This is a genomic window from Comamonas suwonensis, from assembly GCF_012844455.2.
Lineage (GTDB): Bacteria > Pseudomonadota > Gammaproteobacteria > Burkholderiales > Burkholderiaceae_C > Comamonas > Comamonas suwonensis.
The window spans coordinates 1-25,624 of record NZ_JABBCQ020000012.1 but is presented as its reverse complement, the minus strand read 5'-3'; the positions used below and the strand labels follow the sequence as shown (position 1 = coordinate 25,624).

The 25,624-nt window shown below is 59.0% G+C and carries 25 protein-coding genes; 5 read left to right on the top strand and 20 right to left on the bottom strand.

Annotated features, from left to right (window positions below):
* Positions 1-54: 54 nt before the first annotated feature.
* The 5 genes from HF327_RS14200 to HF327_RS14180 form a co-directional block, all read right to left on the bottom strand.
* The gene (locus HF327_RS14200) at positions 55-807 is read right to left on the bottom strand and encodes a DUF4126 domain-containing protein (RefSeq protein ID WP_198460790.1); all 753 of its coding nucleotides are present in this window, start codon (positions 805-807) and stop codon (positions 55-57) included.
* A 75-nt stretch (positions 808-882) separates the two neighbouring features.
* Positions 883-1,665, bottom strand: a complete 783-nt coding sequence (locus HF327_RS14195) for an enoyl-CoA hydratase/isomerase family protein (protein WP_198460789.1) — start codon at positions 1,663-1,665, stop codon at positions 883-885.
* On the bottom strand, positions 1,662-2,588 hold the full coding sequence (locus tag HF327_RS14190; protein WP_198460788.1) for an alpha/beta hydrolase family protein: 927 nt from the start codon (positions 2,586-2,588) through the stop codon (positions 1,662-1,664). The genes HF327_RS14195 and HF327_RS14190 overlap by 4 nt, the downstream gene beginning before the upstream one ends.
* A gap of 19 nt (positions 2,589-2,607) precedes the next feature.
* Positions 2,608-4,215 (bottom strand): carboxyl transferase domain-containing protein, encoded by a 1,608-nt coding sequence (locus HF327_RS14185; RefSeq protein WP_198460787.1) that lies wholly within the window; start codon positions 4,213-4,215, stop codon positions 2,608-2,610.
* 75 nt (positions 4,216-4,290) lie between these two features.
* Positions 4,291-6,009 (bottom strand): AMP-binding protein, encoded by a 1,719-nt coding sequence (locus tag HF327_RS14180; protein WP_198460786.1) that lies wholly within the window; start codon positions 6,007-6,009, stop codon positions 4,291-4,293.
* An 85-nt stretch (positions 6,010-6,094) separates the two neighbouring features.
* On the opposite strand from HF327_RS14180, the gene HF327_RS14175 reads away from it, so the two are divergent.
* Entirely contained in the window at positions 6,095-7,171 is a 1,077-nt protein-coding gene (locus tag HF327_RS14175; protein WP_198460785.1) for an AraC family transcriptional regulator, read from the top strand.
* A 14-nt stretch (positions 7,172-7,185) separates the two neighbouring features.
* The gene (locus HF327_RS14170) at positions 7,186-7,881 is read left to right on the top strand and encodes a DUF4336 domain-containing protein (protein WP_198460784.1); all 696 of its coding nucleotides are present in this window, start codon (positions 7,186-7,188) and stop codon (positions 7,879-7,881) included.
* 13 nt (positions 7,882-7,894) lie between these two features.
* Here the strand turns inward: HF327_RS14170 and HF327_RS14165 are convergent, their stop codons facing one another.
* Together HF327_RS14165 and HF327_RS14160 are read right to left on the bottom strand one after the other, a co-directional pair.
* Positions 7,895-8,620 carry an HAD family hydrolase gene (locus tag HF327_RS14165; protein ID WP_198460783.1) on the bottom strand — a complete coding sequence of 242 codons (726 nt, stop codon included), beginning with the start codon at positions 8,618-8,620 and terminating at the stop codon, positions 7,895-7,897.
* A 101-nt stretch (positions 8,621-8,721) separates the two neighbouring features.
* Entirely contained in the window at positions 8,722-9,801 is a 1,080-nt protein-coding gene (locus HF327_RS14160; RefSeq protein WP_198460782.1) for a hypothetical protein, read from the bottom strand.
* A gap of 170 nt (positions 9,802-9,971) precedes the next feature.
* Here HF327_RS14160 and HF327_RS14155 point away from each other — a divergent pair, with 170 nt between their 5' ends.
* Complete coding sequence (locus HF327_RS14155; RefSeq protein ID WP_198460781.1) at positions 9,972-10,673, top strand: LuxR C-terminal-related transcriptional regulator; 702 nt, start codon at positions 9,972-9,974, stop codon at positions 10,671-10,673.
* Here the strand turns inward: HF327_RS14155 and HF327_RS14150 are convergent.
* Together HF327_RS14150 and HF327_RS14145 are read right to left on the bottom strand one after the other, a co-directional pair.
* Positions 10,655-12,499 (bottom strand): ATP-binding response regulator, encoded by a 1,845-nt coding sequence (locus tag HF327_RS14150; protein WP_198460780.1) that lies wholly within the window; start codon positions 12,497-12,499, stop codon positions 10,655-10,657. The genes HF327_RS14155 and HF327_RS14150 overlap by 19 nt on opposite strands.
* A complete protein-coding gene (locus HF327_RS14145) occupies positions 12,483-12,896 on the bottom strand; it encodes a YchJ family protein (protein WP_198460779.1) in 414 nt (137 codons plus the stop codon). The genes HF327_RS14150 and HF327_RS14145 overlap by 17 nt, the downstream gene beginning before the upstream one ends.
* Positions 12,897-13,029: 133 nt before the next feature.
* Between HF327_RS14145 and HF327_RS14140 the strand changes: the two genes are divergently transcribed.
* Entirely contained in the window at positions 13,030-13,521 is a 492-nt protein-coding gene (locus HF327_RS14140; RefSeq protein WP_198460778.1) for a DUF421 domain-containing protein, read from the top strand.
* Between the two features lie 2 nt (positions 13,522-13,523).
* Here the strand turns inward: HF327_RS14140 and HF327_RS14135 are convergent, their stop codons facing one another.
* The 11 genes from HF327_RS14135 to HF327_RS14085 form a co-directional block, all read right to left on the bottom strand.
* Positions 13,524-14,315, bottom strand: coding sequence for an alpha/beta fold hydrolase (locus tag HF327_RS14135; RefSeq protein WP_198460777.1), 792 nt, complete (start codon positions 14,313-14,315; stop codon positions 13,524-13,526).
* A gap of 182 nt (positions 14,316-14,497) precedes the next feature.
* A complete protein-coding gene (locus tag HF327_RS14130) occupies positions 14,498-15,628 on the bottom strand; it encodes an acyl-CoA dehydrogenase family protein (protein WP_198460776.1) in 1,131 nt (376 codons plus the stop codon).
* Positions 15,629-15,674: 46 nt separating this feature from the next.
* Positions 15,675-16,346 carry an SDR family oxidoreductase gene (locus HF327_RS14125; protein WP_198460775.1) on the bottom strand — a complete coding sequence of 224 codons (672 nt, stop codon included), beginning with the start codon at positions 16,344-16,346 and terminating at the stop codon, positions 15,675-15,677.
* A gap of 77 nt (positions 16,347-16,423) precedes the next feature.
* Positions 16,424-17,053 carry an MSMEG_1061 family FMN-dependent PPOX-type flavoprotein gene (locus tag HF327_RS14120; protein WP_198460774.1) on the bottom strand — a complete coding sequence of 210 codons (630 nt, stop codon included), beginning with the start codon at positions 17,051-17,053 and terminating at the stop codon, positions 16,424-16,426.
* Positions 17,050-18,162, bottom strand: a complete 1,113-nt coding sequence (locus HF327_RS14115) for a hypothetical protein (protein ID WP_198460773.1) — start codon at positions 18,160-18,162, stop codon at positions 17,050-17,052. The genes HF327_RS14120 and HF327_RS14115 overlap by 4 nt, the downstream gene beginning before the upstream one ends.
* Before the next feature lie 121 nt (positions 18,163-18,283).
* Positions 18,284-19,468, bottom strand: a complete 1,185-nt coding sequence (locus HF327_RS14110) for an acetyl-CoA C-acyltransferase (RefSeq protein ID WP_198460772.1) — start codon at positions 19,466-19,468, stop codon at positions 18,284-18,286.
* A 41-nt stretch (positions 19,469-19,509) separates the two neighbouring features.
* Positions 19,510-21,357 carry a bifunctional isocitrate dehydrogenase kinase/phosphatase gene (gene aceK, locus HF327_RS14105; protein WP_198460771.1) on the bottom strand — a complete coding sequence of 616 codons (1,848 nt, stop codon included), beginning with the start codon at positions 21,355-21,357 and terminating at the stop codon, positions 19,510-19,512.
* A 101-nt stretch (positions 21,358-21,458) separates the two neighbouring features.
* Complete coding sequence (gene can / locus HF327_RS14100) at positions 21,459-22,121, bottom strand: carbonate dehydratase (protein WP_099739012.1); 663 nt, start codon at positions 22,119-22,121, stop codon at positions 21,459-21,461.
* Between the two features lie 53 nt (positions 22,122-22,174).
* Entirely contained in the window at positions 22,175-23,362 is a 1,188-nt protein-coding gene (locus HF327_RS14095) for an isovaleryl-CoA dehydrogenase (RefSeq protein ID WP_198460770.1), read from the bottom strand.
* A gap of 47 nt (positions 23,363-23,409) precedes the next feature.
* Positions 23,410-23,868, bottom strand: coding sequence for a PaaI family thioesterase (locus HF327_RS14090; protein ID WP_198460769.1), 459 nt, complete (start codon positions 23,866-23,868; stop codon positions 23,410-23,412).
* Between the two features lie 51 nt (positions 23,869-23,919).
* Positions 23,920-24,321, bottom strand: coding sequence for a MerR family transcriptional regulator (locus HF327_RS14085; protein ID WP_198460768.1), 402 nt, complete (start codon positions 24,319-24,321; stop codon positions 23,920-23,922).
* A gap of 120 nt (positions 24,322-24,441) precedes the next feature.
* Between HF327_RS14085 and HF327_RS14080 the strand changes: the two genes are divergently transcribed.
* Entirely contained in the window at positions 24,442-25,527 is a 1,086-nt protein-coding gene (locus HF327_RS14080; RefSeq protein WP_198460767.1) for an MBL fold metallo-hydrolase, read from the top strand.
* Positions 25,528-25,624: the final 97 nt, after the last annotated feature.

Sequence of the window (25,624 nt, the reverse complement as noted above, 5' to 3'; positions counted from 1 at the left end):
TCCAGTTTTCTCGTTCAAATTGCCATTAAGCGCACATCCATCGAGCGCAAGAAGCTATGTTTTTTGCAATGAGTCCTGCGCATCGACGTCACCGCGCAGGCGTCGAAAAATCGCCTTGAGAAAGCGCCACAGCGCCCAGATCACCAGCCACATCACGATGACCACCACCAGCAGCACGCCACCAAACACCAGCGGGTTGGCCAGCGCCAGCCAGACCGCGCCCAGTGACACCGTGTCTTCCGCCAAGCTGGCACCCACGTTGGAGAACGGTTCTGGCGATGTGTTGATCAGTGCCCGCGTTGTGGTCTTGGCCGCCTGACTGGTGGCAGCCAGCGTGCCACCCATCAGCGCGGCAGCCATGGCCATGGTGGTGTTGTCCGCACCAAAGACCGAGGCTGCCAGCGCCGCCCCGGCAGGGATGCGCAGCACGCTCTGAAACAGGTCCCAGACCGAATCAACCACGGGAATCTTGTCCGCGAAAAACTCCACAAACAGCAGCCCACCGCTGATGACAAGCACCATGGGGTGAGCCAGCACATGCAAGCTGCCGGGCAGGGGCATCACGCCCGTGACACCCAGCATGCCCACCACAAACACCACGGCATAGAGCCGAAAGCCGCTGGCCCAGCCCAGTGCGGCGGCCAACGCCAGCATGGCACCCATGTCCATCTGGCCCACGGCCTGCCCTGCCTTTGCTGCGACGTCGCCCACCTGCGTGGCAGCATCGTCCACGGCTTGCGCCGTTTCGGGGTCAATGTGCAGGCCTGAGCGGTGCAGCCAGCTGATGATGGTTTGCCAGATATCCATGGTGCTTTTCCTGATGCAGAGGCGAAACTCTCAAACGACTCCGGCACAAGGTTTGTCAGTTCGGTCTTGCTCCGCTCATCCGGGCAGCCAGCTCGGCTTGCGTTTGTTGAGAAAGGCCTGAACGCCTTCACGCCCCTCGTTGCTGGCCCGAATGTTGGCAATCGACTCCACGGTGGTGGCAATCAGCTGCTCGTTGATTTCACGCTCGGCCACATCCAGCACCAGCCGCTTGCAGGCGCGCACCGCCGCCGGGCCTGCGCTGAGCAAATGTTTGAGCCAGCCGTCGACCACGGAATCCAGCCCATCCGCATCCACCACCTCGTGCACATAGCCAATGCGGTGTGCCTCTTGCGCCGAAAAGCGCTCACCCGTCAGAAAGTAGCGGTGCGCAGCCCGCGCGCCCATGGCGCGCAGCACATAGGGGCTGATGGTGGCCGGGATAAGGCCGATCTTCACCTCGCTCAGGCAAAAGCCTGCGGTATCCACCGCCACCGCCATGTCGCAGCAAGCCACCAGGCCCATGCCACCGGCATAAACATCGCCCTGCACGCGCGCAATCGTGGGCTTGGGGCATTCGTAGATGGTGCGCAGCATCTCGGCCAGCAGACCGGCGTCCACGCGGTTTTCATCGCGGGAGTAATCGGCCATGCGGCGCATCCAGTTCAGATCGGCCCCCGCGCAAAAGGCCGGACCTTCGGCCGCCAGCACCACGGCACGTACATCGGCGCGCTCACCCACCTTGTGAAAGGCGGCGGTAATTTCGGCAATGCCGGTATCGCTGAAGGCGTTGCGAATCTCGGGCTGGGCCAGCGTGATGCGGGCAATGCCACCATCCACAGTCAAGGTCAAAGCGGTCATGGTTTGTCTCCCATCGAGTGATTGCTTTGCAGTGCAGCCATCGCTGTGGACGGCATTTGCTGCGCGAGAAATTCACGCACCTGCGGCAGCCACTGGTCTATGTGGGCTGGCAGGTCAAAAAAACGGTGGCCTTCATGCCCGCTAGGCGGCACAAAAACCAGCGTCAGAGGGTGTCCGGCCTGTTGATAACTTTGAGCCATCTTGCGCACCAGTGGCGGGCGGAAGTAGCTATCGTTTTCGGCATAAATCCACAGCTGCGGCACGCGGCTGGTGGCGGCAAAACTGGCCACGGTTTTCAGCAATTCAGGCTCGCCGCACACACTGGCTTTTTCACGCATCTGCGGCTGGGCACCACGCCCCCCGGCAAAATTGATGACGCCGCGCAAACCCGCAGGCTGCTGCGCGGCCAGCGCCAACGAGGCAAAGCCCCCGGCAGACTTGCCCAGCAGCACCACCTTGGCGGCATCCACATCGGGCAGCTTCTGGCCATAGACCATGATGGCCGCCACATCACGCGCAGCCTCTTGCGCGGCATGGATGTAATCTGGAGTCTCGCAGCGGCCATAACGGTCGGCCAGCGGCCCATCAGATGCGCCATAACCCCGGCGCAAACCCGTCACCACCACATAGCCCAGTGCCGCAATGGCACGGGCCTGCGGTGCGTAGCGCTCCGTCAATGCCTCACGCGCCTCTTTGCCGCTGGGCGTGCCGTGGCTGAGCACCACCAGCCCCCACGGCCCGCCGGCCTGTGGCCGGTAAACATGGCCCACAAGCTCGGCCGTGTGCGCGGGCGATGCACCGGCAGCAGGCACGGCGACGGGAATACGCACATCCACTTGCTGCACAACCAGTTCTGCCCTTGCCGCCATGGGCAACACCAGCAGCAGCGACGAGAGTGCAATGAAAAAATGGTGGCGCTTCATGATCTGTACCTTGCCGTTTTTACATGCGGAAGACGCCGAACCGGGTGTCTTCAATCGGTGCGTTGCGCGATGCAGCCAGCCCCAGCGCCAGCACGCGGCGCGTGTCGGCCGGGTCGATGACACCGTCATCCCACAGGCGGGCCGTGGCGTAGTAAGGATGGCCCTGGTCTTCGTACTGCTGGCGAATCGGGGCTTTGAAACCCTCTTCCTCCTCGGCACTCCAGCTACCGCCCTTGGACTCAATACCATCGCGCTTGACAGTGGCCAGCACGCTGGCGGCCTGCTCTCCGCCCATCACGCTGATGCGCGCGTTAGGCCACATCCACAAAAAGCGCGGCGAATAAGCGCGGCCGCACATGCCGTAATTGCCGGCGCCAAAGCTGCCGCCAATGATGATGGTGAATTTGGGAACCGCCGCCGTGGCCACAGCCGTGACCAGCTTGGCACCGTGGCGGGCAATGCCTTCGTTCTCGTACTTGCGGCCCACCATAAAGCCGGTGATGTTCTGCAAAAACACCAGCGGCACCTTGCGCTGGCAGCACAGCTCGATGAAGTGCGCGCCCTTGACGGCAGACTCGGAAAACAAAATGCCGTTGTTGGCGATGATGCCAACCTGCATGCCTTCGATGCGCGCAAACCCGCAAACCAGCGTGTTGCCAAAGCGCGCCTTGAATTCGTCAAACTGGCTGCCGTCCACGATGCGGGCAATGATCTCGCGCACATCAAAAGGCTTGCGGGTATCGACGGGGATCACACCATACAGCTCATGATCCTCAAAAAGAGGAGCTGCTGGCGCTTGATCTGCCTGGGCTTGCGGCTTTTTTCTATTCAAATTGGCAACAGCCTGGCGTGCCAGCGCCAGCGCGTGCAAATCGTTTTCGGCCAGATGGTCGGCCACGCCCGAAAGGCGCGTATGCACATCGCCGCCGCCCAGATCCTCGGCGCTGACGACCTCACCCGTGGCGGCCTTCACCAGCGGCGGGCCACCGAGAAAAATCGTGCCCTGGTTTTTGACGATGATGGACTCATCGCTCATGGCCGGCACATAGGCGCCGCCCGCCGTGCAACTGCCCATGACCACAGCGATCTGGGCAATGCCCTGTGCACTCATATTGGCCTGATTGAAGAAGATGCGGCCAAAGTGTTCACGGTCAGGGAAGACCTCATCCTGATTGGGCAGGTTGGCACCACCCGAGTCCACCAGATAGATGCAGGGCAGATGGTTCTGCGCCGCCACCTCCTGCGCGCGCAGATGCTTCTTCACCGTCATGGGGTAGTAGGTGCCGCCCTTAACTGTGGCGTCGTTACAGACGATCATGCAGTCCACACCGCTGACACGGCCCACACCGGCGATGACGCCCGCACCCGGTGCATCGTTGCCATACATATTGAGCGCAGCCAGTGGCGAGAGCTCCAAAAACGGCGTGCCCGCATCCAGCAGGCGCTGCACGCGCTCGCGTGGCAGCAGCTTGCCGCGTGCCACATGCTTGGCGCGAGCCGCTTCATTGCCGCCCAGCGCGTTCAGGTCGCAGCGCGCATGCAGATCATTCACCAGCGTCTGCATGGCGGCGGCGTTGGCCAGAAAGTCCGCAGAACGCGAATTCAATTGTGTCCCCAGAATGCTCATTGCTTGCCTTTTGAATGTTGGTCTCTCAGAGCGATCACGCTCCACTAGCTTGTTTTTTCTGCCCCTGCTTCTCGCTCAGGCGGTCTTGATCACACGCAGATCCAGCAACTCGATCATTTCGTCGCGAATCTTGAATTTCTGAATCTTTCCCGTCACCGTCATCGGAAAAGCCTGCACAAAGCGGATGTAGCGCGGCACCTTGTAGTGCGCGATCTGGCCCTTGCAGAACTCGCGCAGCTCGTCCTCTGTCAGCGCCTGCCCGGGTTTGGTGATGACCCATGCGCACAGCTCCTCGCCATAGCGCACATCGGGCACACCCACCACCTGCACATCCTGCACCTTGGGGTGTCGGTAGAGAAACTCCTCAATCTCACGTGGGTAGATGTTCTCGCCACCGCGAATCACCATGTCTTTGATGCGGCCCACGATGTTGACGTAACCCTCTGCATCCATGGTCGCCAGATCGCCGGTGTGCATCCACTGCGCATCGTCAATGGCTTCGCGGGTCTTCGCCTCATCACCCCAGTAGCTATGCATGACGGAGTAACCTCGCGTGCACAGCTCGCCGGATACACCGGGCGGCGTGATCTCGCCCGTCACCGGGTCAATCATCTTCACCTCCAGATGGGGCTGCACCTTGCCCACGGTGGAGACGCGTTTTTCCAGCGGCGTATCGGCATCGCTCTGGCAGCTGACGGGGCTGGTCTCGGTCATGCCGTAGGCGATGGTGATCTCGCTCAGGTGCATATCGCGCACCACGCGCTTCATCACCTCGGTGGGACACGGTGATCCGGCCATGATGCCGGTGCGCAAGGTGGACAAATCAAACTCCGCAAAACGCGGGTGATCCAGCTCGGCAATAAACATGGTGGGCACGCCATGCAGGCCTGTGCACTTCTCGGCCTGCACGGTCTCCAGCACAGTGAGGGGATCGAAGCCGTCATTCGGGTAGACGATCGTCGAGCCATGCGTGAAGCAAGCCAGATTGCCCAGCACCATGCCAAAGCAGTGGTACAGCGGCACAGGGATGCAGAGCCGGTCTTCGGGCGTCAGCTTCATGCATTCACCTATGAAGAAGCCGTTGTTCAGAATATTGCGATGCGTCAGCGTCGCCCCCTTGGGGAAGCCCGTGGTGCCGCTGGTGAACTGAATGTTGATGGGGTCGTTGTTGCTGAGCGTGGCAGCAATCACGTTAATGCGCTCATCCCCGCTCTCACCTTGCGCCAGAAGCTCTGAAAAACGCAGCATTCCGGGCTGCTCGTCACCTTGGCCCGCCACATCAATCCAAACCACGGAGCGCAGCTCGGGCAAGCGCTTGGCCTGCAACTGGCCGGGCTCACTGGTCAGCAGCTCAGGTGCCAGTTCGCGCAGCATTCCAAGGTAGTCGCTGGTCTTGAATTGCGGCATGGCAACCAGCGCTTTGCACCCCACTTTGTTGAGCGCGTACTCCACCTCAGTCGTGCGATACGCCGGGTTGATGTTGACCAGAATCAATCCCACCTGCGCCGTGGCCAGCTGCATCAGCACCCACTCGGCATTGTTGTGGCTCCAGATGCCAATGCGGTCGCCTTTGATCAAGCCCAGATTCAGCAAGGCACTGGCCAGCTGGCGCGTGGCAGCATGCAGCTGGCCATAGCTGTAACGCAGGCCTTGATGGCGACTGACGAGCGCATCGCGGCTGCCCTGGCGCTGCGCCATGTCGGCAAAAAAGTCGCCAATAGTCTGTTCAATCAACGGCACATCTGTGCGCCCTTTGGCGTAGCTGGCGGTCAGCACGTTCACTTGCGATGGCATCACGGGTCTCCTCGGCACCGAATTCAGCCCAGAATAAGGGCAAGCCCTGTTCAGATAAAGTCAGACAGGTTGCAATAATTGCCAAATGCTGACGCCTTCACTGATCAAGACTCCACTGCCACACCATGCCAGTTCCGTGCTCAAATCGCACCCGGCAATTACCCCCATGGCGTTTGTTCAGCCCATCATCCGGGCCTATGAGCAAAGACAGATGTCACCACTGGCCGCACTTGAAAAGGCACAAATCCCGCCAAGTCTGGTAAACAATGCGAGCGAGTGCATCACGGCCTTGCAGATGGAGGCCCTTTCAGACGCCGCCATGCGCGAGCTGGACGATGAAGGGCTGGGATGGTTCGAGCGCCGCCTGCCCTGGGGCAGCTACGGCATGCTGGCCCGTGCCAGCATCAGCGCCCCCAATCTCGGTCTGGCTCTGGCGCGCTGGTGCCGCCACCACGGGCTGATTACGGGCGACATTCAGCTACAGCTCAGCGAGCAGGCAGGCACGGCCACGCTCACCCTGCATGAAAGCCGTGCACTGGGTGCCATGCGCGAGTTCTGCCTGGTGTCAGTGCTGCGCAATATTCATGGTTTTGCCAGCTGGCTCATCAACGAACCCATCAGCCTGCTGCACGCCAGCTTTCCATTTGCCACACCGGCCCATGCCAATGTCTACAAGGTGCTGTTTGCGCCGGGCAGCATCGGGTTTGATGCGCCGGTTGCCAGCCTGCAGTTTGAAGCGCGCTGGCTGCAGGCCCCGCTGGCGCGCGATGAGACCGCGCTCAACCACATGCTGCAACGCGCCCTGCCCATTCAGGTGCGGCCCTATCAGCGCGAGAAAACACTGGTGCAGCGCGTGCGCCAGCTACTGGCAGCCAGCGGTGAAGAGCAGCAGACGGCCGAAACCCTCTCGCGCCAGCTGCACCTGTCGCAACGCAGCCTGCACCGTCAGCTCAAAGAAGAGGGTATTTCACTGCAAGCGCTGAAGGACGACATTCGACGTGAACGTGCGATTGCGCTGCTGCTGCGCACCAGCCGCCCCATCAAGCGCGTGGCGCAGGCCTGCGGCTTTATGAACGACAAAAGTTTTATCCGCGCCTTTAGGCTGTGGACGGGAATGTCGCCCTCAGAATTTCGCAAGACTGCCGGTCAGCGCGCCGCATAAGCCAAGGAGCCAGCATGCAAGAGTCAACAGAGAAATGGCAATCCATCACAGATGGAGTATGGAGTCTCCACTATCCATTCACCAATGCCGGAATGAAGGTCAGCACGCGCATGACGGTAATACGACTGGCTGATGGCAGCCTGTTCTCTCACTCCGCCGTGCCGCTGTCGCCCGTGCAAAAATCGGCGCTCGATGCCATCGGGCCGCTGCGCCACATCGTTGCCCCCAGCGCCATGCACCATCTGTTTGTCGGCAAGCTGGCCAAACTTTATCCACAGGCCCGGCTGTATGGAACCGCAGGCGTGCTGCGCAAGCACCCCGACCAGCCACTGCTGGAACCATTACCCGCCGACGACGAAGCGCCCTGGGCGGGCGAGCTGCAATGCATTCATCTGGACGGCCTTGCACTGCTGGATGAAACACTGTGGTTTCACCCCGCCAGTGGCAGCCTGATTGCCACCGACGTTCTGCAATGCTGGCAAGGCCCGCTGAGCCTGCCAGTGCGCATGTATCTGGGGCTCACGGGCGGGCATGAGCGCCTGACTGTGCCGCGCACCGTGCGCTTGCTGGTCAGGGATAAAACCGCCGTGCGCGCGTGGGTGCAGCAGGTCAAAAACCTGGACGTGCAGCGCGTGATACTGCTGCACAACAGCGTTATTGACGATCAGCCCATGCAGCGCCTGCGAGAGGCGCTATCAATCTGGGACTAATCAACAGCCGGCTTTACTGGATTTCATGCTCATAGCCATCACCCGCAACCATGCTGATTGCGCTCTTGCGCACTGCATCAAACATGGCGGGCAAGTCACCCATATCGCCAAAAACGCAGGCGGCACCGGCCTCCAGCAACTGCTCTGCCGATGCGTGCCCCTGATCCGCAGGGAAGTAGCCCCAAACGGTTGCGCCCGCGGCAACGCCCGCCTGCACGCCCGTCACCGTGTCTTCCACCACCAGGCATTGGGCGGGGTCCGCATTCAGCGCCTTGGCGGCTGCCAGATACACATCGGGGAAGGGCTTGCTGCGCGGCATCTCATGACCGCTATAAACATGGCCTTCAAAGTACGCAGACATGCCGACCTTGGCCAGCTGCATCTCCACCTTGGCGCGGTCTGCTCCCGAGGCGCAGGCAATGCGGCCGTTGCACATCGCGTGCATCTGCTTAACGGCCTCCAGCGCGCCATCAATCGCCACCAGTTCGGCATTCAAGGCGGCGTTGCGGCGGTCGTAGAACTCGGCCATCCATGCATCGGTCAAAGGCTTGCCGGTATGGGCTTCAATCACCGCGGCCTGGCTGCGCACGGTCTTTCCGATGAAGTCGCGCGTGCACTGCTCCTGGCTGATGGCCCAGCCCGATTCGTTGAGCATGGTGCACAGCACGCGGTTGGTAATGGATTCGCTGTCGACCAGCACGCCATCACAGTCAAAAAGCACAGCATCAAAAGCAGTCATGGAAGCATTACCAGCGCATCGTCGGATGCAAAAAAGGCGCCCAGCGGCGCCTCGAATCAAGAAACGGAGGGCGATATTATGCGCTCACGCCCTTTTCAAGTTCAGGGGAAGGACACTCCAGCCAGCGGATGAATCATCCACGCGCTGTTCTTGACGTAGATGGTGCTGGTCTTGTTGTCGGCGGTCATGATGCCGCTGAAGTAGAAGAAGCCTTTGGCCGCATTGGCGTTCATATTGCTCAGCTGGGTTGTGAGCGCGTCATTGACTGACGAGGCCTCAACCAGATATTCGATGGCGCCATTCTGTGCCGAGCTTTTCTCGAAGACATCCACATAGTTCATGTTCATCGGGTCGCTACCCAGCCCCTGCGTGCCGCGAATGAACCAGCCGTCCGCACCCTTTTGGGCCAGACGCGCTCTCATCTGTGCAGCATCGGCAGCCGAGGAAGGGCTGCTGAGTTTGTCGACCTGGTAGCTATAGGTGACGCTGTCATTGCGCTTGGCATACAGACTGAACAGCTCGTTGTTGATGATCTGAGGACCCAGATAGCGATAGCCTTCGGCCCCTTGCCCGTTCAGCTCCGCCGCAAAGTCTTCGGCGGTCGTCCCCACCGGCGTCACCGCTCTGTAGCTGAACTGGTCGCTGCGGCTGTTGTCCTTGACATAGACGCTGCGGATGTCGCTAACATCGCTGAACACCGCATCGGACTTGTACATATATCCGCTGCTGCCCTGTTGATTCAGCTGTGCCAGAAAGCCGATGCGCGATGGCTGTGCCGCAGGATTGACATAGCTGAACTTACGCCCGGCATGGGCGGAATCGGTGAGATAGAAGTCGCCGATCTCCGCACCGGTCGGAGAGATCGAGCCCGCCAGCGAGCTGAACAGCACGTAGCCGTCTGCACCCATGCTGTTGGCGGCATCCAGCATCTGCGCATGGCTGGTAGCGGTCTGACCACCCAACTTGTAGGTCCCCGTTACGGCCTGATTGCCGGCACCACCACCGTTACCGCCTCCGTTATTGCCCCCGCCATCACCTCCGCCAGAGTTACCGCCCGATCCGCCATCCGAACCACCGCCAGTTTCCCCTCCGTCATTCCCTCCGCCACCACCACCGCAGGCGGCCAGGCTAGCTAGCATCAGCAAGGCTGCGCTTCTGCGGGTCAGTTGGACTGATGTCATTTATGCTCTCCTCATACTTATTTCAGAACGTAAAACCGGCTACAGGACACCGGTTGTCCCGCCACAATTGTCTGAATCCAGACACAACGGCGTTACCCCTCCCGAGGGGGGTATTTGTTACCGCTTACCGATTGCTGCACTGACAGATTCGTTCCGATAAAGCACAAGACATGTCCCAGACGGCTTACTCTGCACTGTTTTCTCAGACGACTTCACAGGCCTACGCGCTCGTGATTGACGACCATCCCCTCGTCGCCCACGGGGCCCGGCATATGCTGCTGCAACTGCCTCACTTCAAGCGTGTGCTGACGGCCGAAAGTGGCAATCAGGCCCTGACGCTGATGGCCAGCGAAGGAGAGCCGCTACTGACCGTAGTCGATTTCTGGCTGGATGAAGACGACGCCACACGGTTCATCAAAGACATGCTGAGTCTGGCTCCGGCCACGCGCATTCTGATGACCAGCGGAGACAGGCATCCTGCCATCGCCAGCAAAGCCCGTGCAGCCGGGGCGCACGGCTTTGTGGCCAAGGCCCGGTCCACAGAGGATTTTTTGGCCGCCGTGCAGGCGCTGTTGTCTGGCGGTCAATGGTTCGACACACCCGAGCACTTGCACCCTGCCAGCGTCGAGACCCACCCATTTCGGATGACAGCCAGAGAACTCGGCATCACCACCCGCCAGGCCCAGGTGCTGACCCTCGTGCTGCGAGGCAAACCCAATCGTGCAATTGCGCAGGCCTTGAGTCTGTCGGAGCACACGATCAAGGAGCATGTGACAGCGGTACTGCAACGACTGGGTGCGGCCAACCGGGTCGAGCTATTCACCAAGCTGCGCGGGGTGGAGCTCAGCGAGGATCACGCATTGGACCGCTGAGCAAAGCACCGCGCGAGGATGGCGTGCAATTCCTGCGGTTGCAATGGCTTGGGCAATACCAGATAGCCTTGCTCTTGCGCCTGCTCCAGTGCAGTCATGTCGCCACTCATCAAAGCGCCGCTGGCATGAGGCAGATCGTCCAGCACTTGCTGCAGCACGTCGAAACCCTGTTCGCCGCCGTCCAGTTGCTGATCGCACAGCACGAAGTCCGGCAACCAGCCGCTAGCAAGCACGGTCCACACCTGCCGGCCCGAGCGCAGCCAGCGGACCTCAACACCCCATGCCTGCAGAATTCGCTCCATCGCCTGACCCACTAGTGCCTCGTTGTCCAGCACCAGGCAGCGCCCCTGCAAACGGGGCAGTTTTCCAGCCCCCGGACGGCCATCCAGACTGCTGGCCGCAATGACTGCAGGCATCTCTGGTTGCTGCGGCCAGTGCAGCCAGAAGCAGGAACCGCGCTCAAGACATGACTGCACACCGTAGTCCACTCCCAGATGTCCTGCAGCCAACGCCACCACGGACAACCCAAGACCATGCCCACGCAAACTTGGCGGCAAGCCATGGTGCGATTCACGGTCCTGACCGGATGAGGTTCGATAGTGACGACTAAAGATCCGTGTCTGCTCCTCAGCGGCGATGCCTGCCCCCGTATCCCAGACCTGCAACTGCCAGCGCCCCTGCCTGCGCCGGCAGCCCAGGAGCACCCCACCACGGGCCGTATAGCGCAAAGCGTTCTGCACCAGGTTGAACACCATCTGCCGCAGCAAGGCCTGATCGGTATGGAGTACCACCGCATGCCGGCGGGGCGTGAAGATGGAAAGTGTCAATCCACGCTGGGCCGCATCATGGGCGAACATGCGTCGCGCCTCTTCAAACACCTGAGCCAATGCGACAGCCTGCGGGTGCTGGACAAAGCTGCGACTTTCGAGACGCGACAGATCCAGCAGGTCATTGAACATGCCTCCCAGATCACGGGCGCAATCCTGCACATCATCCAGCAAACCCGCTACTTCGGCATCGTGATTGCGCTGCCGGGTGGCTTCCAGCATCAGCCCCAGGGCATGCAGAGGTTGCCGCAAGTCATGGCTGGCGGCAGAGAGAAACCAGTTCTTCTCGGCCAGCGCATTCTCCGCTTCAATCTTGGCGATCCTGTAGCTGTCGGCCAAAGCCTGGCGTTCACGTTCATGTGCGAGTTGCTGGCGCACAAACTGCCTGGCCCCCCAGGCGTGGCGGGCAATCGTCATCCCGAACAGCAGCAGCAGGGGCAGTAAATAATTGCCCTTGCTCGGAAAGTACCACGCTGCCACAGCCAACATGGGCACATAGATGCTCATGAAAAAGCCGCCAAAAACGAGGGGCACCGGGGCCAGAAAGGTTGTTCCTGAAGCCAGCACACCGACCAGAACCAGATAGACAAACAGCCTGAGATCGACATGGCTGGGCGGCCATGTAAACCAGATTGCGGTGGCCCACATCAAACCGTTGATCAGCCCGGCCAACGCCAGCTGGCGCTCCCAGCGCCGCAGCAGGCACGCATCGGCCTCCCGCCCCTCCAGAGCCCGCCACTGTCGCCGCAGTCGCAGACGCAAGCCCATCAGCCCCGTGGCCATGACCGCCATGAGGCCCCACCAGACAAGCAGCGGAGTCACCAGCGCCGGAGCGCTGCGTGTGGCAAGCCAGAGGATGGCTGGAGGAATCAACAGCGCAGCAATTTCCGAGGAGCCACGCGAGGTCAACGATTGCAGCAAGCGCAGCCGCGCTCGCAGATCCACAGCCATCATGGCGGGCTGGTCCACTGGCACCGGCATCTCAGAACTGGTCGCCATCCACGTAATACCAGCGCCCTGCTTCGCGCACAAAGCGGCTGCGCTCATGCAGGCGCACGGCGCGGCCAGAGAGGCGATAGCGGGCCACGAATTCGACCTCAGCCGCATCCTCGCCCGTCACCTTGAACTGCTTGACCTCCAGACCCAGCCATTGGGTAGCGGCATCAAAATCCAGATCAGCCGGGCGCTGACTTTCATGCCAGGTCGCTTGCAGATAGGCTGGGTTCTCGCGCACAAAAGCACTGTAGCGCGAGCGCATCAGCGCCTCGGCATCCGGCGCGGGCTGCATATCCCAATAATCGATATAGCGACCACAGCAATCGGTATAGGCGAGCAGCTTGCCTTTGGGATTTTTACGTCCACAGGGACAGTCCAGTTTGTTTTCAACTTCTTTCACAACACCTCGTTCTCTGCCCTGAAATGAGCTTGAGTCAGCCACGCACTATTGTCAGCCCAATGCGGAACATGCAGGCTTCGCTTGCACAGACCCGCACGCAAGCGCAAAGTGCTCGCAGTTCAAAGGAGTGTCTATGTTGGCCATGGCGGTTCCCTGGTGGGAGTTTGTGGTTCGCGGCGTCGCCGTCTATCTGTTTTTGCTGGTGTTTCTGCGCATCACTGGAAGGCGCCAGACAGGGCAATACGCGCCCTTTGATCTGGTGCTGCTGCTGATACTGTCCAACGCGGTACAGAACTCCATGAATGCAGGTGATAACTCACTGATTGGCGGCCTTATCAGCGCCAGCACGCTCATTGCTTGCCATGCGCTGCTCTCGCGCCTGACCTATCACTTTGCCAGTCTGCGCAAACTGGTGAACGGCAAACCCAAGGTCTTGATTCACCAGGGCTTGGTGCAACCCAATCTGATGACCCAGGAGCAGGTTACGGCGGAAGACCTGGCGGCCGCCCTTCGCTCCAATGGCTGCCTGAACGCCCATGATGTAGAGCGCGCCACCATCGAAACCAACGGCCAGATCACCGTGGTTTTGCGCAAGCGCAGCTCAGCGGAGCTGGGAGAAGCCTGAGTTCAGTGCAGCTGATCCAGAAACTGCTGGATGGCGGCATTCACAGGTTCTGGGTGCGTGAGATTGGCGGCATGACCTGCACCCGCCACATCCATCCACCGGGCATCGGGCAAGGCCTTGAACATGGCCCGCGCGCGCTCTACGCTGATTGCCGCATCTTTATCGCCATGAATGACCAGCGCAGGCACCTTGATTTCTGCCAAACGCGGGCTGATGTCATCACGCAGCGCCAGCGCCACAAAGCTCTGCCCCAGATTGACCGGTGAGGCTTGCTTCCATTTGGCTCGCCACGCCGGTGCTCCTTCCCAGCCCTGGCCCAGAATAATGTGCTCCACCGTCGAGGCCATATCGTCAGACAGACCATGCTCCATCCACGCTTTGAGCAAGGCTTCGTGATGCGGCAGCAGCTCGGGGTCTTCCAGCATGGCTTGCGTGTCGATCAACACCAGCGCACCCACGACCTCAGGGTGAATCAGCGCACAGCGCAGCGACAGATAGCCGCCTTGTGACATGCCCACCAGCACGGCTTTGTCCACACCCAGATGCTTGAGCAGCGCCGCCAGATCATCGGCAGAGTCGTAATAGGTGAACGACTCGCAATGCTCGGGATCCGCCGTCTGCCCATGGCCGCGCTCGTCCCAGCTGATGCAGCGGTAACGCCCCTGCAACGCCTGTATCTGCGGCTCGAACATGGCGTGATCCATGAGCAGGCCATGCGAGAACACAATCGCCGGGCCGCGCCCTCCTGTGTCTTCGTAGTAGATGTTCTGGCCATTGACCTGGGCAAAAGGCATGCGCTGGACTCCTGCTTCAAATGGTGGAAACCCTTGGGACTCATCTTAAAAGATAGATCCCACTGATCACATCCTAGGCAGGCCTTGTGACATCGGCAACCGGCTTGCCCCTAGAGCACCACAACGCCGCCGGTCGCGGTTGACAAGGATGGGCATTTCGCGCAGTCCAGCTTGTCCGTGCCTCAGGACAGGGCGCGCTGGATGAGGATTTTCTGCACGTCGCTGGTGCCTTCATAGATCTGACAGACGCGTACATCGCGGTAAATGCGCTCCACCGGGAAGTCGTTGACCACTCCGTAGCCGCCCAGCGTCTGGATGGCCGCACTGCAAACACGCTCGGCCATTTCACTGGCAAACAGCTTGGCCATGGCCGCTTCCTTCAGGCATGGCCGACCTGCATCGCGCAAACTGGCCGCATGCCAGATCAGCTGCCTGGCTGCTTCAATTTGCGTAGCGCACTCCGCGAGTCTGAAGCCAACGGCCTGATGATTGAAGATGGGTTGGCCAAAGCTCTCGCGCTCTTTGCTGTATTGCAGCGCGCATTCAAACGCGGCACGCGCCATGCCCACGCTTTGGGCGGCGATGCCTATGCGTCCGCCTTCGAGAGCGGAGAGGGCAATCTTGTAGCCCTCGCCTTCCGCACCAATTAGGTTGGCCGCGGAAATACGGCAGTTTTCAAAGTTGATCTGCGCCGTATCGCTGCTGTGCTGGCCCAGTTTTTCTTCCAACCGCGCGACCTGATAGCCGGGATTGTTCGTCGGTACGATAAAGGCGCTCATTCCTTTTTTCCCCGCCGCCTTGTCCGTCACGGCAATGACGATGGCCACATCGCCATTCTTGCCGCTGGTGATGAATTGCTTGACGCCGTTGATGACGTAGTCGTCTCCATCCCGCAGGGCTGTGGTGCGCAGCGCCGATGCATCTGAGCCCACATGCGGCTCCGTCAGGCAGAAAGCGCCCAGCATCTTGCCTTGCGCCAGAGGGCGCAGCCAGAACTCCTGCTGCTGAGCGTTGCCGTATTTCATCAAGATCGCATTGACCGGGCAGTTGGTCACGCTGATGACAGTGCTGGTTCCGCCGTCTCCCGCCGCAATCTCTTCCAGCACCAGCGCCAGACTCAGGTAGTCCATGCCCGCGCCGCCCAGCTCCTCAGGCACGCAGATACCGTAAGCGCCCAGTGCGGCCAGCCCCTGATGCACATCTTTGGGGAAGTGATGCTCCTTGTCCCAGCGCGCGGCATGCGGGGTGATTTGCTCATGCACAAAGTCGCGCATGGCATCGCGGATCATTTCCTGGTCCTGGTTCAACAGCATGAATGTCTCCGATATTGATAGCTGGATACCTGTGTTCTACCTTGGCTCAAGCACCCAAAAGCTCTGTTTTTGTGCCGTCGTAGCGCCATAAGCTGCCACGGTCTTCTGGCTGCACCTGAGTCAGCACATTCATCAGACCCCGGACACTCTCAGCCAGAGGCACGGTGGCACCGGGACCGCCCATATCGGTCTGCGTCCAGCCGGGGTCCAGCGCCAGCAAGGTCAGGCCCGGCCATTGCTGGCAGGCAGAAGCCACCGCCATATTGAGCGCCGCCTTGCTGACGCGGTACAACCATGCGCTTTCGTCGGCACTGCCGAGCAAAGACATCTCGCTGGAGAACGCAGCAATCACGCCACCAGCTTCTTGCACCATGGGTGCAATCTGCGGCAGGGCCTGCATAAAGCCCAGCACATTGCTGTGCATGACCTGGTCAAACTGCTGCTGCGTGGGTGGCACGCCAGCAGCATGACCATCCCACACGCCCGCCACATACAGGGCGAGAGCTATGCTTTTGCCATCGAGCTGCCAGGCAAGACCGCTGACGCTGGCGGGGTCAGCCAGATCGACCTGCAGCACCTGTGCACCCAGCGCTTGCAGCGGGGCCATGTCTTCGCTCTTGCGCACGGTGGCAATCACGCGCTGGCCCTGTGCCAGATAAGCCTCTGTCAAAGCCCGCCCCAGCCCGCGTGAGGCGCCCAAGATCAGTATTGATTTCATAGCTTCTTGCGCTTATCGGAAGTGGATTTCAATGCTGTTTTCATAAAAATTCCTTTGGAATAAAGCGCTAGCCGCTATCAAATTTTTTTCATTTCCTCGGCTGCAATCACGGCCTTGTAGCGGGCGACCATCAGATCCTGCGCTTCAGGCTCGGTGGTGATGCCCATCTGCGACTGAATGATCTGATTGAGCGAGGGCATGACATTGCGCGACACCTGTGCCTCGGCGCTCCACAGCTTGGATCGCATCAGCGCCTTGGCGCAGTGCAGATAAGCCTCTTTCACATTAACTTCAATGACCAACTTGGGCCGAAAGTAATCACTGGCGAACAGCGCTGTGTAATGCGCTTCATCGCGCAACTGGGCCGTGCCGTTGACGCGCAGAGTCTCGTCAAAGCCTGGCACAAAAAACAGCAACCCCAGACGTGGGTCGTCGACCAGATTGCACAGACTATCCAGCCGGTTGTTGCCACCGGCATCGGGGATGAGCAGCGTATTGGAGTCTGCGGCCATGACGAAGCCGGGCTTGCCGCCACGGGGTGACGCATCCAGCAAACTGCCATTGCTGCCGCCCGTGGACATAACCAGAAATGGCGACAGGGCGATAAAGCGCAGGCAGTAACGGTCAAGTTCCCACTGTTGCTTGAGCAGAGCCCGCTCCGCAGGCGCTGCATAAAGCTGCTGCAATTGCTCACGCGAAGTGATCATGAAACGAGGTCCTCCGGCTGGCGATCATTGCGATGAACTGCGGCGTACAGCGACAGATATTCATTCCACGAAGGATCAAAGATCACCGACAGCTGCTCCTCCAGTCCCGGCGCATTCTGCTGGGCCAGTTGCTGCGCCAGTTGCGTGGCATGGGCAGGGTCTTCCACATAGTAGGTGGCGACGCGCGAGCGCATGTCTTCAATGCGCGAGAACGCCAGAATGCCGCGCTGCTGGCTGCTGAGCTGCTCATCCAGCGCGTCCTGCGCATCGCGCACGCCGTCTAACTCTTGCTGACTGGAAAAGCGCATGCGCCACTCCAGAAAGTGCGACAGGTCGGCACGCGTGGCCACGGCATTGGCACCGTCGTGAAAGGTCAGAATATCGGGAGGTGAATCCTCCGCAGCGCCATGGGCACGGACTTCCAGAGAAATCCAGCGGTCGGTATCTTCTTGCGGAAACTCGTAGCTGCGCCCCAGCTGCTTGCGAATGAAGGCATCAAAAATGGGGGGGAAGTCAGACAGCAGCGCCGTGCCCTGCACATCATCAGCCGCTTTATCGACAAACTCGACGGGACCTACGCGCACTGAAAAATCCCACTCACCCAGCACATGATCCAGCATGATGAAAGTCATGTGCTGCGCTTGCTCGATCATGTCTGGCGCAATGCTTTTCTCAAACGAGAGCTTGAGCCCGGTGATACCGCCCGCATTGAAGTAGCCCACGCGCACATCGCTGCAGGCCAGCTCGAAACCATCCATGCGCATGCCAAAGTTGCTGCCCAGCGCGCGGCTGCGAAATGCCTGCACGCTGTAGTTTTCAAAATGCGGTGCTTTGCGCACCATGGCCTGCGCATTTTCAAACTGGGTGGTATTGCCATGGGCCGAAATCACCAGCTTGGAGCCTGCTTCCTTGAGCTTGCCTTCCAGCTCCAGACTCAGACCCGGCGCGTATTGCTGCAGCACTTCATTCGCGCGCTCCACAAATTCGTGACCATCGAGTGCCTCCAGCTCGCTGAGCTGACTGGAAAAGTCGCTCCAGAAGGCATCAATCTGCTGCGGTGCCAGCGGCTGCTCAGTGTCACTGTGCTCGTGTGGAAGGTCTGCGCTCATGGGTGATTTCCGCAAAATGATCTGCACGCATTCACAAACGAATGCGTGCAATCCGTTGAACATGCGATCACTGTAGAGCAATCCAGTGACGGATCAACCCAAACACCGTCAGATGAGCTCTTCAGATCAGTTCAATGGCCATGGCCGTGGCTTCACCGCCGCCAATGCACAACGTGGCCAGACCTTTTTTCTTGCCACGCGCCTGCAGCGCATGGATCAAGGTGACCAGAATGCGCGCACCACTGGCACCGATGGGGTGGCCCAGAGCGCAGGCTCCGCCGTTGACGTTGACTTTGTCGTGCGGCACCTTCAAATCTGCCATCAATGCCATGGGCACAACGGCAAAAGCCTCATTGATTTCCCACAGATCCACATCAGCCACCGTCCAGCCCGCCTTCTTCAGCGCCTTCTCTGTTGCTCCCACAGGAGCCGTGGTGAACCATTCAGGGGCATGCGCAAACGAGGCGTGAGAGACGATGCGCGCCAGAGGCTTGCAACCCAGTTGCTTGGCTGTGGATTCACGCATCAGCACCATGGCAGCCGCACCATCGTTGATGCTGGAGCTAGAGGCGGCAGTGATGGTGCCGTCTTTTTTGAACGCAGGCCTGAGGCCGCTAATTTTCTCGGGCTTGGCCTTGGCCGGGCCTTCATCCACGCTCACCGTCACATCGCCCTTGCGGGTTTTGAGGATGACAGGCGTGATTTCAGCAGCAAACGCACCGCTTTCTGTGGCGGTCTGAGCTCGCTGCACGCTGGCGATGGCAAAGGCATCCTGGGCCTCACGGGTAAAGCTGTATTTGGCAGCGCAGTCTTCACCAAAAGTGCCCATGGACCGACCGGCTTCATAGGCATCCTCAAGGCCGTCCAGCATCATGTGGTCGAAGATCTTGTCGTGACCCATGCGGTAGCCGCCACGACCTTTTTTCAGCAGATAGGGCGCGTTGGTCATGCTTTCCATGCCACCGGCAACCATCACGTCACGACTGCCGGCAATGAGCTGATCATGAGCCAGAAGCGTGGCCTCCATGCCCGCGCCGCACATTTTGGAGAGCGTTACCGCCCCCGTGCTTTGCGGGAGACCGCCTTTGAAACCCGCCTGGCGCGCAGGCGCCTGACCTTGGCCTGCCATCAGACAATTGCCAAACAGCACTTCCTCCACCAGTTCAGGCTTGATACCTGCGCGCTCTACAGCGGCCTTGATGGCTGCGCCACCCAGGTCATGGGCGGCCAGATCAGAAAAATCACCTTGAAACGCGCCCATGGGTGTGCGGGCGGCGCTGACGATTACTACGGGGTCTTTGTGCACGGTTTGTCTCCTTCAAAGATGGATAGGTACGGTCTGCCTCTTCAGTTGAGGCTATTAGCGGAAATATTGACAGTGTTTGTGTCCAGTCCGGCATCGCCTTCATGCAAAAAGCGGCTGCGCTCATACGGGAACACATCGACAAAGTGGCCATCGCGAATGCGGCTCTGGTGAGCACGCCAGAAGTCGCTCTCCAGCAAGTCGGCGTGATGGCGCATGAAGATGTCACGCACGGCAGGATGACCCAGCAAAAACGGCCCAAAGGTTTCAGGAAACACATCCCTGGGCCCGACCGAATACCAGATATCGCCAGACATTTCCTCTTCCTCATTGCGCGGCTCAGGCACGTTGCGGAAGTTGCAGTCCGTCAGGTATTCAATCTCGTCGTAGTCGTAGAAAACCACCTTGCCACCACGCGTCACGCCAAAGTTCTTCCACAGCATGTCGCCCGGGAAAATATTGGTAGCGACCAGATCCTTGATGGCGTTGCCATATTCCAGAATGGCGCGCTCCATGGCAGCGCGGCGGGCCGGTTTGGTGTCAGCCTCGGCCAGACACTCCATCAAAAACAGGTTCAGTGGCACCAGTCGCCGCTCAATGTAGAGGTGACTGATGATGACTTCTTCCTGCCCATCACCATCGCGATCGCTGATCTCGATTTGATCAGGGGCTTGTGCCTGCAGCTCGGCCAGCAGTTCTTCACTGAAGCGGCTGCGCGGGAAGGAAACAAGGCTGTACTCCATGGTGTCCGCCATGCGGCCGCCACGGTCATGCTGTTTGACCAGTTGGTACTTGGCCTTGACCTGCGCACGGGTCACATCCTTGCTGCTGGCGATGCGGTCTTTGATGAGCTTGAAGACGTAAGGGAAACTGGGCAGATCGAATACCAGCATGACCAGCCCTTTGATACCGGGCGCAATGCGCAGCTGATCGCTGGAGTGGCGCAGGTGGTGCAGAAAGTCGCGGTAGAACAGCGTCTTGCCCTGCTTGGCCAGCCCCAGCGCGTTGTAAATCTCGGCACGCGGTTTGCGCGGCATGAGACTGCGCAGAAAGCTGACATACGCACTGGGCACTTCCATATGTACCATGAAGTAAGCCCGGGCAAAGCTGAAAAGCGCATGCAGGTCATCTTCACCAAACAAGGCAGCGTGCAAGATGAGCTGGTCTTTATTGCCATGGAGAATGGGAATGGCCAGAGGCAGCTCTGTGTAGCCGGTGATGATCTTGCCCACCAGATACGCACCCTTGTTGCGATAGAAAAGGTTAGAGAGCACCTGTATCTGGAAGTTGGCACGCAGCGTCAGCCCGGCCAGCTTTTCCCGCACACGCTCAGCCAGCAGATGCACATCCCGCGGCAAATCCTCAAAGGGGCCAAGCAACTGCAACTGCTCTAACGCGGTTTGCAGTGCGCCTTCCAGTTGCTCAAGGTTGACTGGGTAATAGACCTGATAAGTCGGTACGGCACCCGGCACGGGGTTCTCTAAATACTCGGTACTGACCGCAGCACGCACAAAGATGAAGTCGTTCTGAAAGTGCGTGCGGTGCAGAATTTTGGTAGTGACGGAGTTAAAGAAAGTCTCCGCCAGATCAGGCTGCAGATGATCGACCATCAAGCCGATGTAATGCAGTTTGACTTGCTGCCATACCGCCATGGACTGCTGGCTGGTGGCAAATTCGCCCTCGAGCCTTTCAATGGAGGCGCGCACCTGCAGGTCGTAAAGCTCTATGCGCTCTCGCTGGGCCTGCTGCTGGCTCTGCCAGTCCATGGACTCAAAGCGTTGCTTGGCGTTGGCAGCCACCGCATTGAACATGCGGTAGTAGAGGTTGAAGCCATGCATGAGAGCCCGTGCAATGGCATAGGCCTCGGGGGCATCCAGTCGTTGCGGAAACATGGCGGGCCAGTCGCTCCAGTATCAATTAAACCGTGCCACCAGGCTGGATGCGGCCCAGACTCACATCCAGCGCGGCGGCACTATTGCGCGCAGGGCAGCAATCAGGCGCGCTTGCGGGTTGCGACTTTTTCAATCGCCTGGTTATAGACCTCTTCCATGCCACCCACATCAGGCACTGTCATTTCGAGGTTGGTAATGTGACCATTGTTCAGGCCATAGCACCAGCCGTGCAGCGTGACCTTCTGGCCACGCGCCCAGGCATCCTGCATCACCGTGGACTGGGCCACGTTGACGACCTGCTCAATGGCGTTCAGCTCGCACAGTGCATCGTGACGGAACTGGGTGGAGATACCTTCCAGCAGCTTGATGTGCTTGTCACGCACGTCACGCACGTGGCGAGTCCAGTTATCCACCAGACCTAAACGCAGATTATTCAGTGCGGCATACACGCCGCCACAACCGTAATGGCCGACGACCATCAGGTGCTCGATCTTCAGGTGATCGACGGAGTATTGAATAGTAGACAGGCAGTTCAGATCGCTGGGCACCACCACGTTCGCCACGTTACGGTGCACGAAGACTTCACCCGGCTCCAGACCTGTGATCTGGTTGGCGGGGACACGGCTGTCAGAGCAACCGATCCACATGTACTTGGGCTTTTGCTGCGCCATCAGTCCGGTAAAGAAACCAGGACGATCACGCTCCATCTGGTCTGCCCATTCGCGGTTGTGGACAAACAATTCTTCGATGGAGGTCGTTGTCATGAAGCTATCCTTCTTTTTTTGGAGGTTGAAAGAATGGCGCAGCTCCTGCTTTTTCAGCAGGTTTCAGCAAACAATTCGCGACCAATCAGCATGCGGCGAATTTCGCTGGTACCGGCACCAATCTCATAGAGTTTCGCATCTCGCCACAGTCGGCCGAGCGGATACTCGTTGATATACCCATTGCCACCATAGATTTGCACGCCCTCACCAGCCATCCAGGTAGCCTTCTCCGCGCACCAGAGAATGACGCTGGCACAGTCTTTGCGGACCTGGCGAACATGGTCAGTTCCCAGAAGATCGAGATTTTTAGCAACCGTATAAGCAAAAGATCGGCCCGCTTGCAGCACGGTGTACATGTCTGCCACCTTGCCTTGAATCAGCTGAAACTCTCCAATACTCTGACCAAATTGCTTTCGGTCATGGATGTACGGAACCACGTTATCCATCACACTTTGCATGATTCCCAGTGGTCCGCCTGTGAGCACGGCTCGCTCGTAGTCCAGACCGCTCATCAGCACCTTGGCGCCCATGTTCAGGCCACCAAGAATGTTTTCAGCAGGCACTTCCACGTTCTGGAACACCAGCTCACCCGTGTGGCTGCCGCGCATGCCTAGCTTGTCCAGCTTTTGTGCAATCGAAAAACCGGGCATGCCTTTCTCGATCAAAAAGGCCGTCACCCCGCGCGCGCCCATTTCAGGCTCACTTTTGGCATAGACCACCAGCGTGTCTGCGTCGGGGCCATTGGTAATCCACATCTTGCTGCCATTGAGCAGGTAATAGCCGCCCTTATCCTCAGCCTTGAGCTTCATGCTGATGACATCTGAGCCCGCACCTGGCTCGCTCATAGCCAGAGCACCCACATGCTCGCCGCTGATCAGCTTGGGCAGGTACTTGGCTTTTTGCGCCTCAGTGCCGTTGCGATTAATCTGGTTCACACACAAATTGCTGTGCGCCCCATAGGACAAACCGACGGAGGCACTGGCACGCGAAATTTCCTCCATCGCAACCATGTGGGCGAGATAGCCCATATTGGCACCGCCATACTGCTCAGAGACGGTGATGCCAAGCACTCCCAGCTCACCAAACTTGCGCCATACATCCATGGGAAACTGGTCAGTACGATCAATTTCAGCCGCACGCGGTGCAATCTCGCTCTGCGCAAAGTCACGCACTGCATCACGCAGCGCATCGATATCTTCTCCGAGCTGAAAATTCAGTCCTGGCAGATTGGCAAGGCTCATGGTTGTCTCCTATAGGTATTGGTCTGGCGGGTCTCAGTTGTGAGTCTCTAGTTATTGATACCCTCGCGATGCTGCACACACATCAAGGTGCAACTCATCGTGGCAATCAATTTTTCTTTTCCCTGATCAATGGCAAACGCCTTGCCCTCAGATACGGTAATCGTGCGCCCCGGCTTGATAACACGGCCTTCCATGCGAAAGCGCTGGCCCTTGGCGGGTGCCAATAAATTGATTTTGAATTCGATCGTAAGCACCGCTGCATCGGCGGGCATCAGCGTCAGCCCTGCATAGCCGCAGGCCGAATCCAGCGCGGTGGACACCATGCCGGCGTGTAAAAAGCCATGTTGCTGGGTCAACCCGGACGCCCAGTCCAGACAGACATCCACAGTGCCGGGCTCGATACGGGTCAGCTCGGCCCCAAGTGTCCTCATGGCACCCTGGCGGGAAAAGCTCTCCCTCACTCGACGAGCGAAGTCCACAACCTCATTCGCACCCAAAGCTGACATTGGCAACTCCCAGCAGCAAAGCTTATAAATTGACGTTTACGTAAACGTCAATTATGCGGTATTTTTGCCCTCGCTTTTCCTCAACAAGCTATGCGCTTCTTTCTCCTGCTCACGTACTTCTTCCAGCGTCACCTGCAGATCAGCCATCTGCCCTTCAAGCTGTTTGCGGTGGACTGCCAGCACATCCAGAAATTTGCGTAACTGCACGCCTGTATCGCGCGGGCTGTCATACATATCAATGATTTCCTTGGCTTCTGAGAGTGACAAGCCCAATCGTTTGGCCCGCAAGGTCAGGCGCAGACGTGCGCGGTCTCTGGCCGAATACACGCGATTACGCCCCCCAGTTCCCGAGCGCTCGGGTTGCAGCAAGCCCATATCCTCATAGAAACGAATCGCCCGCGTAGTGAGATCGAACTCTTTGGCAAGATCGCTGATGGTGTAACTGGTCAACATGATTCTGTCTGGGTGAAGTCTTGCATCACTCAGGCGACTACAAAGAGTGGCCCGGTCCCTAAAATGCTTTGATAAAAATGACGTTTACGTTAACGTCAATGCTAAACGATATCCTGCACCATGAAATCAAGCCACGAATCCGCACTCCACTACCCTCTGGGCGACACCTTGCCAGGCCTCGCTGAAACTATCGAGGTAGCTCCCGACATCAAATGGATTCGCATGTCCTTGCCGTTTGCGCTCGACCACATCAACCTGTGGCTGCTACGTGATCAGCAAATCGACATGCACGGCGAGATGCGCGAGGGTTGGACTATTGTGGATTGCTGCGTCAACCGTAGCGAAGCACGTGAGCAATGGGAGCAGATTTTTGCTTCTCAGCTCGAAGGCTTACCAGTTCTTCGCATCATCGTCACCCACATGCACCCAGACCATATCGGCCTGGCCGGATGGCTATGCCGGCATTGGAATGCCCCACTGTGGATAAGTGCTACCGACTACAACGTCGCCCGTGTCGCCATGAAAGACCAAGATGGCTTCGGCGGCGAATCCGGTGCGGATTTCTACAGCCTGCATGGGCAAAGAAACGAAGAGTTTCTCCAGCATGTGCGCACCCGCAGCAGCTATTACTCCTCCCTGGTTGCGCCCATTCCAGACACCTATCGCCGCATCATGGACGGCTTTGATATCGATATCGGCGGTCGCAACTGGCAATGCATCGCAGGCTATGGTCACGCCCCTGAACACATGGCCTTATTCTGCCCAGACCTCAACTTACTCATCAGCGGCGATATGGTGCTGCCACGCATATCGGCCAATGTCAGCGTGCACTCCTCCGAACCCGAAGCCAATCCGCTTCAACTATTTCTCACATCACTGCAGCGTTACTTTGCACTGCCCATGGACACCTATGTACTGCCCTCGCATGGCAAACCATTTACAGGTCTCCATCAACGAATTCAGCAACTACTAGATCACCACCAAGAGCATCTGAACGACATCATGAAAGCGGTACAAAGCCAGCCTCTCAGCGCTGCGGACATTTTGCCCGTCCTCTTCCAACGCCAGCTAGACACACACCAGATGACATTTGCCATGGGCGAAGCCCTAGCTCACCTCCACTACCTGTGGTTCAGCAAACAGTTGGAGCGCAGAGTAGATCAGCAGGGTGTTCTTCGCTTTCAACTTCCCTCTACCGCTCAATAACTTCTCAATAAAAAGAGAGCGCACAGCGCTCTCTTTTTATGGGTTTGCAGGTATTTGGACTCTGAGCGCCAATCACAGCCAGCGCAAGCAGCTGCGC